This is a genomic window from Serratia sp. JSRIV001 (genome assembly GCF_019968745.1).
In the GTDB taxonomy this organism is placed as follows: domain Bacteria; phylum Pseudomonadota; class Gammaproteobacteria; order Enterobacterales; family Enterobacteriaceae; genus Chania; species Chania fonticola_B.
Genome location: NZ_CP074147.1, coordinates 2,342,255 through 2,357,049 on the forward strand (window position 1 = coordinate 2,342,255; position 14,795 = coordinate 2,357,049).

The 14,795-nt window shown below is 54.1% G+C and carries 16 protein-coding genes; 6 read left to right on the top strand and 10 right to left on the bottom strand.

Features of this window, described 5'->3' with window-relative positions; translation table 11 throughout:
- Positions 1-30 precede the first annotated feature (30 nt).
- Entirely contained in the window at positions 31-270 is a 240-nt protein-coding gene (locus KGP17_RS10570; protein WP_021804741.1) for a YceK/YidQ family lipoprotein, read from the top strand.
- 3 nt (positions 271-273) lie between these two features.
- Here the strand turns inward: KGP17_RS10570 and KGP17_RS10575 are convergent, their stop codons facing one another.
- Positions 274-822 (bottom strand): GNAT family N-acetyltransferase, encoded by a 549-nt coding sequence (locus KGP17_RS10575; RefSeq protein ID WP_223499275.1) that lies wholly within the window; start codon positions 820-822, stop codon positions 274-276.
- A gap of 98 nt (positions 823-920) precedes the next feature.
- Entirely contained in the window at positions 921-1,298 is a 378-nt protein-coding gene (locus KGP17_RS10580; RefSeq protein WP_021804739.1) for a MysB family protein, read from the bottom strand.
- A 175-nt stretch (positions 1,299-1,473) separates the two neighbouring features.
- Here KGP17_RS10580 and leuA point away from each other — a divergent pair, with 175 nt between their 5' ends.
- Complete coding sequence (gene leuA, locus KGP17_RS10585) at positions 1,474-3,141, top strand: 2-isopropylmalate synthase (protein WP_223499276.1); 1,668 nt, start codon at positions 1,474-1,476, stop codon at positions 3,139-3,141.
- Here the strand turns inward: leuA and KGP17_RS10590 are convergent.
- Complete coding sequence (locus KGP17_RS10590) at positions 3,113-3,913, bottom strand: helix-turn-helix transcriptional regulator (protein WP_223499277.1); 801 nt, start codon at positions 3,911-3,913, stop codon at positions 3,113-3,115. The genes leuA and KGP17_RS10590 overlap by 29 nt on opposite strands.
- A gap of 132 nt (positions 3,914-4,045) precedes the next feature.
- Here KGP17_RS10590 and KGP17_RS10595 point away from each other — a divergent pair, with 132 nt between their 5' ends.
- The gene (locus KGP17_RS10595) at positions 4,046-4,444 is read left to right on the top strand and encodes a VOC family protein (protein WP_037374876.1); all 399 of its coding nucleotides are present in this window, start codon (positions 4,046-4,048) and stop codon (positions 4,442-4,444) included.
- A 47-nt stretch (positions 4,445-4,491) separates the two neighbouring features.
- On the opposite strand, the gene KGP17_RS10600 is transcribed toward KGP17_RS10595, so the two are convergent.
- The 4 genes from KGP17_RS10600 to KGP17_RS10615 form a co-directional block, all read right to left on the bottom strand.
- A complete protein-coding gene (locus KGP17_RS10600; RefSeq protein ID WP_037374874.1) occupies positions 4,492-6,045 on the bottom strand; it encodes a peptide MFS transporter in 1,554 nt (517 codons plus the stop codon).
- A gap of 477 nt (positions 6,046-6,522) precedes the next feature.
- On the bottom strand, positions 6,523-7,758 hold the full coding sequence (mdtG, locus tag KGP17_RS10605) for a multidrug efflux MFS transporter MdtG (protein WP_209522166.1): 1,236 nt from the start codon (positions 7,756-7,758) through the stop codon (positions 6,523-6,525).
- 187 nt (positions 7,759-7,945) lie between these two features.
- Positions 7,946-8,230 (bottom strand): YciI family protein, encoded by a 285-nt coding sequence (locus KGP17_RS10610; RefSeq protein ID WP_021804733.1) that lies wholly within the window; start codon positions 8,228-8,230, stop codon positions 7,946-7,948.
- 59 nt (positions 8,231-8,289) lie between these two features.
- Entirely contained in the window at positions 8,290-9,210 is a 921-nt protein-coding gene (locus KGP17_RS10615; RefSeq protein ID WP_024486561.1) for a Kdo(2)-lipid IV(A) acyltransferase, read from the bottom strand.
- A gap of 327 nt (positions 9,211-9,537) precedes the next feature.
- Between KGP17_RS10615 and KGP17_RS10620 the strand changes: the two genes are divergently transcribed.
- Entirely contained in the window at positions 9,538-9,699 is a 162-nt protein-coding gene (locus KGP17_RS10620; protein ID WP_059200549.1) for a hypothetical protein, read from the top strand.
- Positions 9,700-9,718: 19 nt separating this feature from the next.
- On the opposite strand, the gene KGP17_RS10625 is transcribed toward KGP17_RS10620, so the two are convergent.
- Entirely contained in the window at positions 9,719-10,816 is a 1,098-nt protein-coding gene (locus KGP17_RS10625; RefSeq protein WP_223499278.1) for an NADH:flavin oxidoreductase/NADH oxidase, read from the bottom strand.
- Positions 10,817-11,024: 208 nt separating this feature from the next.
- Between KGP17_RS10625 and KGP17_RS10630 the strand changes: the two genes are divergently transcribed.
- On the top strand, positions 11,025-12,077 hold the full coding sequence (locus tag KGP17_RS10630; protein ID WP_021804729.1) for a rhodanese-related sulfurtransferase: 1,053 nt from the start codon (positions 11,025-11,027) through the stop codon (positions 12,075-12,077).
- Positions 12,078-12,148: 71 nt separating this feature from the next.
- On the opposite strand, the gene KGP17_RS10635 is transcribed toward KGP17_RS10630, so the two are convergent.
- Positions 12,149-12,727 (bottom strand): YceI family protein, encoded by a 579-nt coding sequence (locus tag KGP17_RS10635; protein ID WP_021804728.1) that lies wholly within the window; start codon positions 12,725-12,727, stop codon positions 12,149-12,151.
- A 26-nt stretch (positions 12,728-12,753) separates the two neighbouring features.
- Positions 12,754-13,308, bottom strand: a complete 555-nt coding sequence (locus KGP17_RS10640) for a cytochrome b (protein WP_021804727.1) — start codon at positions 13,306-13,308, stop codon at positions 12,754-12,756.
- Between the two features lie 427 nt (positions 13,309-13,735).
- Between KGP17_RS10640 and KGP17_RS10645 the strand changes: the two genes are divergently transcribed.
- Entirely contained in the window at positions 13,736-14,794 is a 1,059-nt protein-coding gene (locus KGP17_RS10645) for an AI-2E family transporter (RefSeq protein ID WP_094982283.1), read from the top strand.
- The last annotated feature ends 1 nt before the right edge of the window (position 14,795 follow it).

A 14,795-nucleotide genomic window follows, 5' to 3' on the forward strand; every position in this document is an offset into this window, starting at 1 on the left:
TTCAATCTCAAAAAAGTTTGGATGTTGAAAATGGCTTCACTAGTCCGTCTGGCACTGTTGGCCGCTATGGCGACGACATTATCTGGCTGCGGTAGCATTATCAGCCGTACGGTGCCTGGTGCAGGCCACGGGCACCAATATTATCCAGGGGTGCAATGGGATTTGCGTGATACTCCCTGGCGCAGTGTTATGGTGATTGATGTACCGCTCTCGCTGGTGGTGGATACCTTTATGCTGCCGTTTGATGCTCAGCACGGGCCTTACGAATAGGTTCTAGCCTCTGGTTGCGAAGACCACCAGTTGATAGCTTTGGTTATTGCAATCGAAAGTGGTCAACGACGTCATTCCCAGGCCAGCGACATGGGCGGCCAGCGAGTGCGGGTTATCCTCATTAATAAACAGCGCGCCAACGTCAAAATCCTGCTGAGTTTGCGCTTTCACCGCTGTAAACAACTGGCGTAGCACGCCTTTTCCCCGCCAATCGGCACTCAGGCATACCGGGCCGTACAGAAATACCCGTTGTTGATCCAATGCCTGACTTTGAAACCGCTGTGTGGCCAACGTGTGCAGCATGGCATCCACTACCGGCGGTCGGGGTTGGGCGTCGGTTGGCATCAGGCAGACAAAACCAGCCAACTGTTCTTCTTCGGTAGCGATCAAAATACCCAGGCCGCTGTTGATACTTGCCAGCTGTTTTTCGTTCATCTGCGAGACGATAAAGCCCTGTTGCCGCTGCTGGGGGCTAAGTTGCTCTGGAGTATTTTGCGCCTGTAGCGCCAGAATTGCGGGATAATCACTGGGAACCGCTTGCCTGATGAGCATGATACCTGCCTGTGTCAAGGGGGAGAATGTAGTAGCATGCAATGCGTAGCCAGGGGCGTCAAGGCGAGGGTGGGCGACCAGGCGCCCACCCAACTGGCTCAACGTTCATCCCATTCGTCGGCAGCGCTCTGGCCTTCTTCAGTATCCAGCGGAGGATCGAGCTGAAAATCCCCTTCCTCCCACTCATGCAGCGTATTTTCGTTGATCCACTCGGCGCGGATCTCAATTTCGTCGTAGTCACCGTCAAAAATGGCCTGGGCGGCAGCACCGCTGCGCATCGTCATGCATTCGACAGACTCACCTTCCTCTTCGAAAAACTCGGCCTGCCACATCGTATCGCCATCCAGCATGATGTATTTCTGCAGGTTAAACTGTTGGGGTACCGGCGGCTCATCATCATCGCCGCCTTCCGCCGTTTCGATAAACTCTTCGCGAGCGGCTTCGATCGCTTCTTCCAGCGTGGCATACAGGCTCATGCTCATCTCCTTTTTCAATCATCTTGGGGAACATCAGCATTAATTGTTGTCGCATCGTCGCAGGATGCAAATTTTTTGTTGTCCGTTTTGCGACGATGATTGTCCATCAGCCGGGAGACGCCTGGCTACGGGCAGGAAATAATGGCTACACCCTTTGGTCTGTAGGAGAATCAGGATGTTAGCCAACCCAGCAAGCAAGTACCGGCCGTTCCCGGCCATCGATTTACCCGATCGTCAGTGGCCGGGGCGTACCCAGCAGCAGGCACCGCGCTGGTGTTCCAGCGATCTGCGTGACGGCAATCAGGCGTTGGCCGAGCCGATGGATAACGCTCGCAAGCTACAGTTCTACCAACTGTTACTGGCCTGCGGGTTTAAGGAAATCGAGGTGGCTTTTCCTTCCGCATCGCAAACCGATTTTGACTTTGTGCGTCACTTGATCGAGCAACGGCTGATCCCGGATGACGTCTCAATCCAGGTGCTGACGCAGTCACGAGACGATCTGATCGATCGCACGATGGAGTCGTTACAAGGGGCTCCACGTGCCATCGTGCATCTGTATAACGCCACCGCCCCGATGTTTCGCGATATCGTTTTCAAGCAGGACAAGGCCGCTACCGTGGCGCTGGCGGTGAATGGCGCACGCCGTATTCGCCAATGGTGCGATCGACATCCGGAAACCGACTGGTGCTTCGAGTACTCTCCAGAGACTTTCTGCTTTACCGAGCTGGAGTTTGCCCTGCAAATCTGTGAGGCGGTAGCGGACGTGTGGCAACCTGAACGCCTGCGGCCCATGATTATCAACCTGCCGGCCACCGTGGAGATGAGTACCCCGAACATTTATGCCGACCAGATCGAATGGTTCTGTCGCCACTTCAGCCAGCGGAAGCAGGTGACCATCAGCGTGCATCCGCATAACGATCGCGGTACCGGTGTTGCTTGCGCCGAGTTGGCCATGCTGGCGGGGGCTGACCGAGTGGAAGGCTGCCTGTTTGGCAACGGCGAACGCACGGGCAATGTCGATCTGGTGACGTTAGCGCTCAATTTGTACACCCAGGGCATCGCGCCAGGGTTGGACTTCAGCCGGTTGAAGGAAGTGGTTGAAGTGGTGGAGCAGTGCAACCAGTTACCGGTACATCCGCGCCATCCTTATGCCGGTGAGTTGGTGTTTACCGCGTTCTCGGGTTCGCATCAGGACGCCATCAAGAAAGGCTTTGCCGCCCAACAGCAGCGTGAAGATGGGTTATGGCAGGTGCCTTATCTGCCGCTCGATCCGGCGGACGTGGGGTGCAGCTATGAGGCGGTGATCCGCGTTAACAGCCAGTCTGGCAAAAGCGGTGCCGCGTGGTTGCTGGAGCAGAATCATGGATTGCGTTTGCCACGTGGCTTGCAGATCGATTTCAGCAAAGTGGTGCAACAGGCCACGGATGAAAGCGGCAAGGAGATGACGGTGGCGGAAATCTGGCGACTGTTCCGCAACAGTTACGGATTGGTGGAACAGCCGCGCTTACAGCTGCTCAGCTATCAAACGCAAAGCCAGGGTAGGGCGGCTTACAGCTTTACGGCGCAGGTGGCTCTGGCGGGGGAACCCATGCAGTTGCAAGGCAGCGGTAATGGGCTGTTGTCCAGCGCGGTAGATGCGTTATGCCAGCGCTTTGGCCTGGTGCTGGCTATCGACGATTACCATGAACACACCCTGGGGCATCAGAGCCATAGCCGGGCAGTAACCTATATCCGTTGTACCCCAGCAAGGGGGGAGGCAATTTACGGCGTAGGGATTGACGCCGACTCGGCCAGTGCCTCGCTCCAGGCTCTGTTCAACGTGGCTGGCCGCTGTTTGCCGTGATCGCTGGCTGAGCCTGGGCAAAATAGGTGCTGGGGGAAACGCCAAGCAGGCGGCGGAACATGGCGCTAAATGCGCTGGGGCTGTCATAGCCCAGATCCAAAGCCACCTCCAGCACCGATCTTCCGGCGGCCAGGGCGTTGAGCGCCGCCAGCAGGCGGGCACGACGCACCCAGTCGCTAAAGCGTAGGCCAGTCTCACGTTGGAAGCGACGGGACAGCGTACGGCCACTGACGTTGATGTGCTGCGCCGCCAGCTCCAACTCCCAAGGCAGCGCCAAAGATTGCTGAATGTGCTGGCACAGGGCCAATAAGACGCCATCGCGTGGCTCGGGAAGGTGTAGGGGCAGGATCGGCAGCATACGCAACTCATCGAGGATCAGTTCCATAATACGTTCTTCTCGTCCGCCGGGCCGGTAGCCGGGCTGAATATCCATCGCGCTGATAATCAGTTCACGCAATAAGGGAGAAATCTGCACAACCTGGCACTGAGCAGGTAAATCGGCACGGGCCAGGGGATCGACGAACAGCGTGCGTATCGCCACGTTACCGCTAAAACGCAGATTATGTTCCACTTTGGCCGGTAACCAAACGCCACGGCCTGGGGGGGCTACCCAACTGCCCACGTGTGTATTCACCTGTACCACACCGCTAAGGCTATGGATCAGTTGAGCGCAGTTGTGGCTGTGATCCGGTTCGCTATCACCATCCTGATAGTCCTTTGAAAATGGCACGATAGACTGATTCTCTGGGAGAAAATCGACGTTAAACAGCATTGTTTCTCCTCTGGATCCTGATGACGTGTCTGTTGCAGCATGCCATGTCTTGCCGCTACCGCAAAGCGCATTTCCTGTACGCCGTTTTGCCATGAAACGGCTTAGGCTAGCTGTTTGCCAACGGGAGGAAATATGGAGCTTGCCAACGCGGTATTACGGATCGCCCGGCCCACCGATCATTTGGCCGCGATTGCCAAAATGTATTGCCAGGGGCTCGGGTTTGAACAACTGGGTGAGTTTGCAGATCACCAGGGGTTCGATGGCATTATGCTTGGCCATCCGCGCCATGCCTATCATCTGGAATTCACTCATCACCGTGGTGTACTGGTTGGACGCGCACCGACACAGGACAACCTGTTGGTATTTTATGTGCCGGAAATAACATGTTGGCAGAGAAGGTGCGATCGGATGCTAGCCAGTGGTTTTGAACGAGTGCAGGCCTACAACCCTTATTGGGATGTGCATGGACAAACGTTTGAAGATTTGGATGGTTATCGCGTGGTGTTGCAAGCACGTGCCTGGCAGGCATAAAAAAGCCAGCGCTTTGCGCTGGCTAAAGGCTGATTACTTAGTGTCTATCAGGCATGCGTGACCGGTTTGTCACCGCTTTTGCCCTGGGTGTTTTCCAGCATGCGGCGGATCGGGACGATCAGCAGGATAAGCACGGCGGCACAGATCACCAGAGCAATAGAGCAGCGGGCGAACAGGGTTGGCAGCATGTCCAACTGATCCGCTTTCACGTGGCCACCGATCAAGCCCGCGGCCAGGTTGCCCAGCGCGCTGGCACAGAACCACAGGCCCATCATCTGGCCACGCATTCTATCCGGTGCCAGAAGCGTCATGGTCGCCAGGCCAATCGGGCTCAGGCAAAGCTCACCCAGCGTCAGCATCAGGATACTGCCCACCAGCCACATCGGTGACACGCCAGCGCCGCCATTGCCCAACACTTGTTGCGCGGCCAGCATCATCAGGCCAAAGCCTGCGGCGGCAAACAGAATACCAATCACGAATTTGGTGATGCTGCTCAGGCGGATTTTGTTACGGGCCAGAGCTGGCCAGGCCCAACTGAAGATTGGCGCCAACAGGATAATGAACAGTGCGTTAATCGATTGGAACCATACCGCCGGGATCTCGAAGTCGCCGATCATGCGGTTGGTGTAATCGTTAGCAAACAGGTTGAACGAGGTCGGTTTCTGTTCGAAGGCCGACCAGAAGAAGGCGGCAGAGATCAGCAGGATAAAACAGACCAGCAGACGCGCACGTTCTTTGCGGCTCAGACCAGCAAAGAAGAAGAGGTAGATAAAGTACAGCGTGACCGAGGCGGCGATGACGTAAACCAGCATACTGGCAACGGCGACCGGGTTAATCACGATGATACCTTGTGAGATCATAATCACGATCGCGGCAACGCCCACGGCCAGCGCAATCAGCCAGGCACCCACGCCATTTTTCTTGGCAACCGGGCTGTTCCAGGTTGAGTCCAGACCCACTTCGCTGTCATAGCGCTTCATGGCCGGTACTGCGAACACACGGAAAATCACCAAGGCCACCAACATCCCGATACCACCGATGCCAAAGCCCCAGTGCCAACCGTGTGAGCGGATCAGCCAGCCGGAAATCAGCGGGGCGATAAAGGAGCCCATGTTGATACCCATATAGAACAGCGAGAAGCCACCGTCACGGCGTGCATCGCCTTTTTTGTACAGGGTACCGACCATCACCGAGATACAGGTTTTGAACAGGCCGGAACCGAGCACGATAAACATCAGGCCGACGAAGAACAGGTCGTTGCCCATAATAGCGGACAGGGCAATCGACAGGTGGCCTAAAGCGATCAGAATCGAACCGTACCAAACGGCTTTTTGCTGGCCGAGCCAGTTATCGGCTAACCAGCCACCCGGCAGTGCCGCCAGGTACATACTGCCAGCAAAGATACCAACGATCGCCGAGGCGTTTTCGCGCGCCAAACCCATGCCGCCGTCATAAACCGTGGCGGCCATAAACAGGATCAGTAACGGACGAATGCCATAAAACGAGAAGCGCTCCCACATTTCAGTGAAGAACAGCGAGCCGAGAGGATATGGATGGCCGAGGAACGTCCGGCTTTCTTTCTGATTAACAGAGGATTGCATAAAGTCTTCCCAATATAATGTGCTGCGCGCCGGCAGCAGATACTGTGGTATGTCTGTGTCTGTAAGTGAGGTAATCCCGCTGATGCGGATTACCTGACAAAACCTCAGCCGCAGTGCCTATTAAGCTTGAAAACCCTGCAGGCTATTTTATTCACTTGGTCAGAATGTTACTTCTGGCGTGATATTATTTAACCATTTGATAACTGAATGGTGGCTTTGTCTAGTACCTGTATCCCATTTTTTAGACGAAAAGTCGACAAACATCTACTTTATTGGTTTTTATGTTGGTTGTGGCGTTATTTTTATTGACAGGTGGTTTATTGCTCTGTTTTTGATTTTTATGTATAAAAACAAGGTGTTAATAATATTATTCTTCGAGATTGGGGGCGGGATGAAGCGGGATGGTAACAATAGTAAAAGTAAGGGAAACGGGGCTTGGGTAATATTTATCAGAACAACTGGCGATAAATAGCGCTATTACTCTTCTTGCAACGTGTCTTCACGCGTTCTGGCTGGCCGCCGCTGCAGACACCACCAGGAATAGAACGCGTTAAATAGCACCACCAGCGCTGTCATGCAGAATACCGCGCGGAATCCATAGCTGGCAGAAATGGCAGCGCCGAGCAGTGGGCCGCTAACGTTGCCGATATCTCGGAAAGATTGGTTATAGCTGAATATTCGCCCGGCAACCTGATTGGTACAGTTGTAGATGAGTAAGGTTTGCACAGCAGGCAACAGTGCGCCATCGGCAGCGCCGAGCAGGAAGCGCAACACGCCGAGTTGCCACGGTGTCTGGACAAAGGCCATCGGGATCAGCAACAGCACGGAAATCACCAGCATAAACACCAGGATCCGCTCTGGGCCGATCCTGTCGCCCAGTTTGCCCAGCCGTGGCGCACTCATCAAGGCGGCAACGCCGGGTACCGAAGCGATCAAACCGCTGACAAATGCCAGATTACTGATGTTGCCCGCCAGTTCGCGCACGTAAAGCGTGAGGATTGGGGCAATCGAGCCAGTGGCGATCTGGATAATCATGGTGGTAACAAACAGGCTGAGGATCAGCTTGGGGCTTTTGAGCGAGGCAAACACCTGGCGCGCATGCAGCATGTCTTTTTTCTGTACCGGAGTGAACTGTTCTCGTACGCAGAACAGCGTCAGCAGGAAACAGATAAACAGCACCGTGGCGGTGATGAAGAACACGGGGCGCAGGCCATATTGGTCAGCCAGCAAACCGCCAATCAATGGGCCAATCAGGGCGCCACTGACGCCGCCGGTCGATAGAGTGCCCAGCGCCCAGCCGCTGCGATGGCGCGGCACCTGGGTAGCAATCAGCGCATTGGCGTTGGGAATAAAGCCGCCGAGCAGCCCCAGCACCGCGCGCAGTGCCAGAAACTGCCAGATGTTCTGCGCCATGCCCATCAGCACCATTACAATGCCCATTCCCAGCGCAGAACGCAGCAACATCAGCTTACGCCCACGGCGATCGGCGAGACTGCCCCAGAACGGTGAGGCAATAGCGGAGAACAGGAAAGTGATACTGAATACCAATCCGGACCACATATTCAGCGACTGATGGCCGGTAACACCAAGAGCTTCAACGTAAAGCGGCAGGAACGGCATGATCAGGCTAAAGGCCGCACCGGTCAGAAAGCAGCCCAGCCAGGTGATGAACAGGTTACGTTGCCAATTGATAGGTTCTGCTGCCGGGGCCATAGGTTTCCGTGCGGGGGAAGATATGCCTGGCGATTACGCAAGGCAAAAAAAGTTAGCCTGGTAAGTATGCGCCTAATAACGCAGGTTATCAATTGAGCAACTGTGTGATTTTGCGTGAAAATGAAATAAAGTTTTAAAACAGGGAATGACAATTATTCCCGCGCAGGACAACGCGGGAACGAGGGTTTCAGACACCGGCCAAGGCTTCGAATCCGGCGTTGGTGGTGGTGAGAGCGACGTTTGTCACCTCATAATTGGCCACGGCGACGAAGGGATCTTCTGCCAGGATGGCATCCAGCTTGGAGCGCTCCATGTCTTTTACCAGGATCACGCCGCCAGTACGTGGGTTCTTACGGCCAGAGGCAATAAAGCTGCCAGCTTGAAAATGGTGCTTCAACCAGGCGATATGCCCTTCAAGATGGCCTTCTACTTCTTCAATCGGGCGGTGGTAGGTCAGGCTGACGATATACATAGAAGCTCCTGTTGCTGGGAAAGCGACAATATCATGCGGGCCATCTCGGCCCGTAGCGATTAATAGAGAGAAGGCTCACCTTCTGGGCGGGTCTTGAAGCGGCGGTGTAGCCACATATATTGATCCGGCGCCATCAGGATCTCTTTTTCTACCACCTTGTTCATAAAGGCTGCAGCCTCGACTTCGTTATCCAGCGGGAAATTTTCCACTGCTGGCTGCATGATGAGTTCGTACCCTTTACCTTCTGGCAGGCGGCGTGGCGTAAAGGGAATGATCGCCGGTTTCCCCATGCGTATCAACACATAGCTGCCGGTGGTGGTCGCTGCTTTTTCCACTGCAAACAGCGGGGCAAACACGCTGCTGCGCGGGCCGTAGTCATGATCCGGTGCGTACCAGATGATCTCACCCTGTTTCAGGGCGCGGATCATCCCTTTGACGTCTTTACGATCCAGCATGGATTTGTTCGAGCGCATACGGCCCCAGGTCTGTAGCCAGTCCATCAGCTTGTTGTCGTGTGGACGGTAGACGCCGATCCCCGGATTGTGGATGCCAAAGATACGAGCACCCAACTCCAGCGTCAGGAAGTGCAGGCCGATCAGCAGCACCCCTTGATGATTGTCCCGTGCCTTTTGAATGTGCTCCAGGCCGCTGACGCTGAACCAGCGCTCGATACGCCAGTTGGGCCAAAACCAGGCCATGCCGGTTTCAAACAGCCCCATCCCCACGGATTCGAAGTTCTTGGCGATCAACGCATCACGTTCGGCTCTCGGCATATCCGGAAAGCACAGCTCCAGATTACGCTCAGTTATCGCTCGCCGGCGTTTGAGGAAACGCATTGAAAAGCGACCTAATCCGGTCCCCAAACGATAAATGATTGGGTAGGGCAGCAGGACCAGCAGGTAGAGTAAGGCGATGCCAAACCAGGTAAGCCAGTAGCGTGGATGCAGTAAAGATCGATTGAAAGAAGGAACTTGCGTCATAGGTTCTCAGCTTAGAAGCAGTCATTTAACAGTAATAACAGATAAAATGCATAGGCACGTCGAGTTGCCATAAGTCTTGTTGTGGGTCGCCATCAGAATTTTTTGCTGGCCACGGGTTGCTTGAACGACTCGGTCTATGCAATGGTTTTCTGCCGTTTATAGTAGCGTATTGTGACATTTTTCTTATGTAACAGGAAAACTCACCGCATTAAAACACCCTTTTTAGGCCTAAATTAGGTGCGGTTGTTGGTTTTTTGGCCAAATGAAGTAAGAATCGGCCTATAAGTCAGGCAGTGTTTTATCCGTTTATTGATTCAGGAGGTAACTATGTTGACATCATGGTTAAGCGCTGGGCTATTGGTGATCGGTGGGTTACTTGGCTGTCTTGGTGCCTATATGCAGTACAACCCTTTGCTAGCCGTAGCGGGGGGCGGACTGCTGGCTGGAGCGGTTATTTCTGGGGCAACGGAATGGTCAAGCGGGCGCTAGACACCCGCTTGAGGCCGTTTTAATGGTCTTTGAACAATCCTTTCACCCGGTGTGGTTCTGAGCGCCAATACTGCGGCGGAGCCTGCACTTGGGCCCCCAGTTTGGCGGCTGCGTGCCACGGCCAGCGTGGGTTATAGAGAATACCGCGCGCTAGCGCGACCATATCGGCCTGACCGGTGGCGACGATCGCTTCTGCCTGCTCCGGTTCGGTGATCAACCCCACGGCGATGGTTGGTATCCCTACTTTATGTTTGATGGTTTCGGCAAAGGGGACCTGGTAGTTCGGCCCCACCGGGATTTTTTGCTGCGGCGACAGGCCGCCGCTGGAAATATGAATGTAATCGCAGCCCAATTCCTTTAAAGCGCTGGTCAGCTCAACGGACTGCTGTTCGTTCCAGCCGCCTTCAACCCAGTCACTGGCGGAGATCCGCACGCCAAGCGCTTTGTTGGCGGGGAACACCGCCCGCACCTCGCTGAAAATTTCCAGCAACAATCGCATCCGATTTTGCAGACATCCGCCGTATTGATCGGTGCGCTGATTGGCCAGTGGCGAAAGGAACTGGTGCAACAGGTAACCATGTGCCCCGTGCAGTTCGATCAGATCGAAGCCGAGACGGTCGGCACGCCGTGCCGCTGCAACAAATTGCGCCTTCAACTGCTCAATTTGCTCCAGGCTCATGGCCTGTGGAGCCTCATCCAGAGGGTTAAAGGGCTGGGCAGAGGCAGAGAGCGTTTGCCAACCGTCCTCACTCCTGGCCAACTGGGCTCCACCTTGCCAGGGAAGAGCGCAGGAAGCTTTGCGGCCAGCGTGTCCCAGTTGGATCCCCAAAGGCATGGTGGCGTGTTTTTTCACCGCCTGTACCACGTCGGCAAGTGCCTGTTCGGTAGCGTCGTCCCACAGGCCCAGATCCCCCGGAGAAATACGTCCTTCTGGTGATACCGCAGTGGCTTCCACAATCAGCAAACCCGCCCCGGAAAGAGACAGATGGCCAAGGTGCATCGTATGCCATTCGGTGGCTTTACCGTTGTCGGCAGAGTACTGGCACATGGGGGCGATAATGATACGGTTAGGCAACCGCAGTAGCCCCAGGGTGATCGGAGTAAACAGCTGGCTCATAATTTCCTCATGGTCCGTCAAAATTCGTTGCTACAACTTGCACTAGGCTTATCGGTATTTGCCAATAACGTCAAGCTTTGTGCGGAAATCATTGCCGCCGGGTTAATGCTGTGTTGCCGCCTATTTTCGGGTATGATGTGCGCCGCGCGCGGGCTAACGGCCCGTGGGCACTCAATCAGTCACCTCCCGAAAGACAGGAAAGTACACCATGCCAGTGTTACATAACCGAATTTCTAATGAGGAACTGAAGGCGCGTATGCTGGCCGAAACCGAGCCACGCACCACAGTTTCTTTTTATAAATATTTCACCATTGACGACCCCAAAGCATTTCGCGATAGCCTGTATATTCAGTTCGATAAGCTGAAGGTGTTTGGCCGTATCTACGTGGCCAAAGAGGGCATCAATGCGCAGATCAGCGTGCCGCAGAGTCACTTTGACGCGTTCAAAACCGTGTTGTTTGCTTCGCACCCGGCTCTGGACCAGGTGCGCCTGAATATTGCGCTGGAAGACGATGGCAAATCCTTCTGGGTACTGCGTCTGAAAGTGCGTGAACGTATTGTGGCCGATGGGATTGAAGATGAGACCTTCAACCCTGCCAATGTGGGTGAGTATCTGCAGGCCGATCGCGTTAACCAGATGATCGACGATCCGAATACGGTGTTCGTCGATATGCGCAACCACTATGAGTACGAGGTCGGGCACTTTGAGAAGGCGATCGAAGTGCCTTCCGACACGTTCCGCGATCAGCTACCGATGGCGGTGGAGATGCTACAGGAGCAGAAAGACAAAAATATTGTCATGTACTGTACCGGTGGGATCCGTTGTGAGAAAGCCAGCGCCTATATGCTGCATAATGGCTTCAAAAACGTCTATCACGTGGAAGGCGGTATTATCGAGTATGCCCGCCAGGCGAAGGCGAAGGGGTTGCCACTGAAGTTCATCGGCAAGAACTTTGTGTTTGACGAGCGCATGGGGGAACGTATCTCAGAGGACGTGATCGCCAACTGCCATCAGTGCGGTGCGCCATGTGATACTCACACCAACTGCCTGAACGACGGCTGCCATCTGCTGTTTATCCAGTGCCCAAGCTGTGCCGAGAAGTTTGCTGGCTGCTGCAGCGAGACCTGCCGTGAAGAGCTGAAATTACCGCGTGAAGAACAGCGAGCCCGCCGGGCTGGCCGCGAGAATGGCGTAAAAATCTTCAATAAGTCCAAAGGGCTGTTGCAAACCACCATGCATATCCCAGAACCGAAAGAGTAGGGTGTTGCGCGTAGGATAGAAATAGAAACAAGGGCGCTGAAATTCAGCGCCCTTGTTGTATAAAGAATGTATTACTTCTCGCGAACGCCTTCGACCGAGATGATCAGCTCAACTTCCTGGGAAGCCGGGCCGAGGTCGGTGGTGATGCCAAAGTCTTTCAGCTTGATTTTACCGTTGGCTTCGAAACCAGCGCGGTAACCGCCCCAAGGATCCTTACCTTCGCCGACCAGTTTGGCTGCCAGCGTGACCGGCTTGGTCACGCCGTTCAACGTCAGGTTGCCGACTACGGCATAACCTTCACCGTCTTTTTTCACTTCGGTAGAGGTAAAGGTAGCCTGCTTGTTCTTTTCGACGTTCAAGAAATCGGCGCTGCGCAGGTGTTTGTCACGCTCGGCGTGGTTGGTGTCTACGCTGGCTGTGTTGATGGTTACGTTGACTTTGTCGTTAGCAGGGTCTTTTTCATCGAAGGTGAAGCCACCGTCAAAATCTTTGAAAGAGCCATAAATCCAGCTGTAGCCCAGGTGCTGGATGCGGAATTCGATAAAGGCGTGCTGGCCTTGTTTGTCGATTTTATAGTTGGCAGCCAGAGCGGAACCGGCGTTTAACAGCAGGGCACCCGCGGCCAAGCCTAATACGGTTTTCTTCAACATAGCAATATCTCCATAAATCCAAAGGGTTAATCGGTGCTGCGTCCCAGCATCCGTTTCAAAGTCACATCACCATCAATAAAGTGATGTTTAAGCGCGGCCAGGGCGTGCAGTACTGAAAGCACGACGACGGCCCAAGCCAGATAAAGGTGGATAGTCCCGGCGGTGTCGGCCTGCTGTGGCAAACCGGTCACGCTGGCCGGTACGTCAAACCAGCCAAATACGCTGATTGCCTGACCATCGGCGGTCGAGATCAGGTAGCCGCTGATCAGGATGGCGAACAGCACGGTATAAAGTGCGATATGGGCGAGCACGGCACTGATATGCGTAAGACGGCTATAACTTGCCAGGGGCTTGGGCGGCGGCGAGATAAAACGCCAAACCACTCGTACCACCATGACGATAAATAGCAGCGTGCCAATACTTTTGTGGATCTCCGGCGCCTGGTGATACCAAACGTCGTAGTAGCCCAGCGTCACCATCCATAATCCGAGGGCGAACATGCCGTAAACGGTCAGCGCCACCAGCCAGTGGATCAGTACAGAAACGTGACCAAAGCGGTCGGCGGTATTTTTCCAGAGCATCAGTTTTCCTTACAAAACTCATTTACCGACAGCAATACTTAAACTTTAAGAAACATAAATCAATAATAAATTTAACTAAGTAACATCATAAAAATATTAATCAGTAGATTTGTTTGAGTTGTGGCAAGTTGGTCAAAGGAATCGTTGGAGAGGGTGTTTTTTTGGCGATATTGGGGAAATGCTGGCCAATTGAAATCTATCGACTTTATTCTTCATTGTCAGCTTTTGTCATTTTTCGTAAATACCACCAAAAACCTTGGCAAATAATTGAATAACGACTAGCGACGATTATTTGTTCACTCTGTCGACCAAGATTAATTTAATTCCTTCAGCAACTTGAGGATGATATGCCTGCGACAGCAAGGAATAATTTGCTAACATGTATTTATCAATGGCCTGGCGGGCCAGTATCACACAAGGAACTTTCATGGGCATACCCGAGTTTAATGACCGCAAGCTACGTTTGATCATGATGCTGGCCATGCTGGTGGTGATCCTGGCTGGCATAAAGGCGGCGGCAGATATTGTGGTGCCATTCCTGCTGGCGGTGTTCTTGGCCATCGTGTTAAACCCGCTGGTGCTGCTACTGGAACGCTTTCGGGTGCCCAGAGCGCTGGGGGTGACGCTGTTGGTGATTGCCATTGTCCTGCTGTTGCTGACCTTGATCGGTATGCTGGGTGCTTCATTAAATGAGTTTGCTCGCTCCTTGCCGCAGTATCGGGGCATGATGCTGGAGAAGTTGAGTGAACTGCAATACCAGGCGCAACGCTTCAATCTGGATATTACCTTCTCGGCAGATGCGGTGGTCAAATATGTCGATCCTGGCGCCACCATGAACCTGGTGACCCGCCTGCTAGGGCAACTTTCCGGCGCGATGACCAGCATCTTCCTGTTATTGATGACGGTGGTCTTTATGCTGTTTGAGGTAAAGGTCTTGCCCTTTAAGCTGCAGCAGGCGCTGGATAATCCCACCGAAGGGATGGCCACTATCCGCAGGGCCTTGCAAGGGGTCACGCACTATCTGGTGATCAAGACCGCCATCAGCCTGGCCACAGGTCTGATCGTCTGGGGCTTTTTGAGCTGGGTTGGCGTTCGTTTTGCCTTTATCTGGGGCATGATGGCGTTCATGTTCAACTATGTGCCCAATATTGGTTCGATCATTGCCGCTATTCCGCCGCTGATCCAGGCTTTGCTGTTTAACGGCTTTGCCGATGCGGCCGTGGTGGCTGCGGGTTATATCCTGATCAACCTGATCATCGGTAATATGCTGGAACCGCGGATCATGGGCCGTGGGCTGGGGCTTTCTACGTTGGTGGTGTTTCTTTCCCTGATCTTCTGGGGCTGGCTGATGGGGCCCGTGGGGATGTTGCTTTCGGTCCCCTTGACCATTATCGCGCGCATCACGTTGGAAACTATGGACGGAGGACGCAAGGTGGCCATGCTCCTCGGCGATGGGCGCCAGATAAACGAAATCACGCCGAAATAAG

Excerpts from the sequence above, each read along its gene's own strand:
- KGP17_RS10570 (WP_021804741.1), top strand. The coding sequence starts at position 31 with ATGGCTTCACTAGTCCGTCTGGCACTGTTGGCCGCTATGGCGACGACA.
- KGP17_RS10575 (WP_223499275.1), bottom strand. The coding sequence starts at position 822 with ATGCTCATCAGGCAAGCGGTTCCCAGTGATTATCCCGCAATTCTGGCG.
- KGP17_RS10580 (WP_021804739.1), bottom strand. The coding sequence starts at position 1,298 with ATGAGCCTGTATGCCACGCTGGAAGAAGCGATCGAAGCCGCTCGCGAA.
- leuA (WP_223499276.1), top strand. The coding sequence starts at position 1,474 with ATGTTAGCCAACCCAGCAAGCAAGTACCGGCCGTTCCCGGCCATCGAT.
- KGP17_RS10590 (WP_223499277.1), bottom strand. The coding sequence starts at position 3,913 with ATGCTGTTTAACGTCGATTTTCTCCCAGAGAATCAGTCTATCGTGCCA.
- KGP17_RS10595 (WP_037374876.1), top strand. The coding sequence starts at position 4,046 with ATGGAGCTTGCCAACGCGGTATTACGGATCGCCCGGCCCACCGATCAT.
- KGP17_RS10600 (WP_037374874.1), bottom strand. The coding sequence starts at position 6,045 with ATGCAATCCTCTGTTAATCAGAAAGAAAGCCGGACGTTCCTCGGCCAT.
- mdtG (WP_209522166.1), bottom strand. The coding sequence starts at position 7,758 with ATGGCCCCGGCAGCAGAACCTATCAATTGGCAACGTAACCTGTTCATC.
- KGP17_RS10610 (WP_021804733.1), bottom strand. The coding sequence starts at position 8,230 with ATGTATATCGTCAGCCTGACCTACCACCGCCCGATTGAAGAAGTAGAA.
- KGP17_RS10615 (WP_024486561.1), bottom strand. The coding sequence starts at position 9,210 with ATGACGCAAGTTCCTTCTTTCAATCGATCTTTACTGCATCCACGCTAC.
- KGP17_RS10620 (WP_059200549.1), top strand. The coding sequence starts at position 9,538 with ATGTTGACATCATGGTTAAGCGCTGGGCTATTGGTGATCGGTGGGTTA.
- KGP17_RS10625 (WP_223499278.1), bottom strand. The coding sequence starts at position 10,816 with ATGAGCCAGCTGTTTACTCCGATCACCCTGGGGCTACTGCGGTTGCCT.
- KGP17_RS10630 (WP_021804729.1), top strand. The coding sequence starts at position 11,025 with ATGCCAGTGTTACATAACCGAATTTCTAATGAGGAACTGAAGGCGCGT.
- KGP17_RS10635 (WP_021804728.1), bottom strand. The coding sequence starts at position 12,727 with ATGTTGAAGAAAACCGTATTAGGCTTGGCCGCGGGTGCCCTGCTGTTA.
- KGP17_RS10640 (WP_021804727.1), bottom strand. The coding sequence starts at position 13,308 with ATGCTCTGGAAAAATACCGCCGACCGCTTTGGTCACGTTTCTGTACTG.
- KGP17_RS10645 (WP_094982283.1), top strand. The coding sequence starts at position 13,736 with ATGGGCATACCCGAGTTTAATGACCGCAAGCTACGTTTGATCATGATG.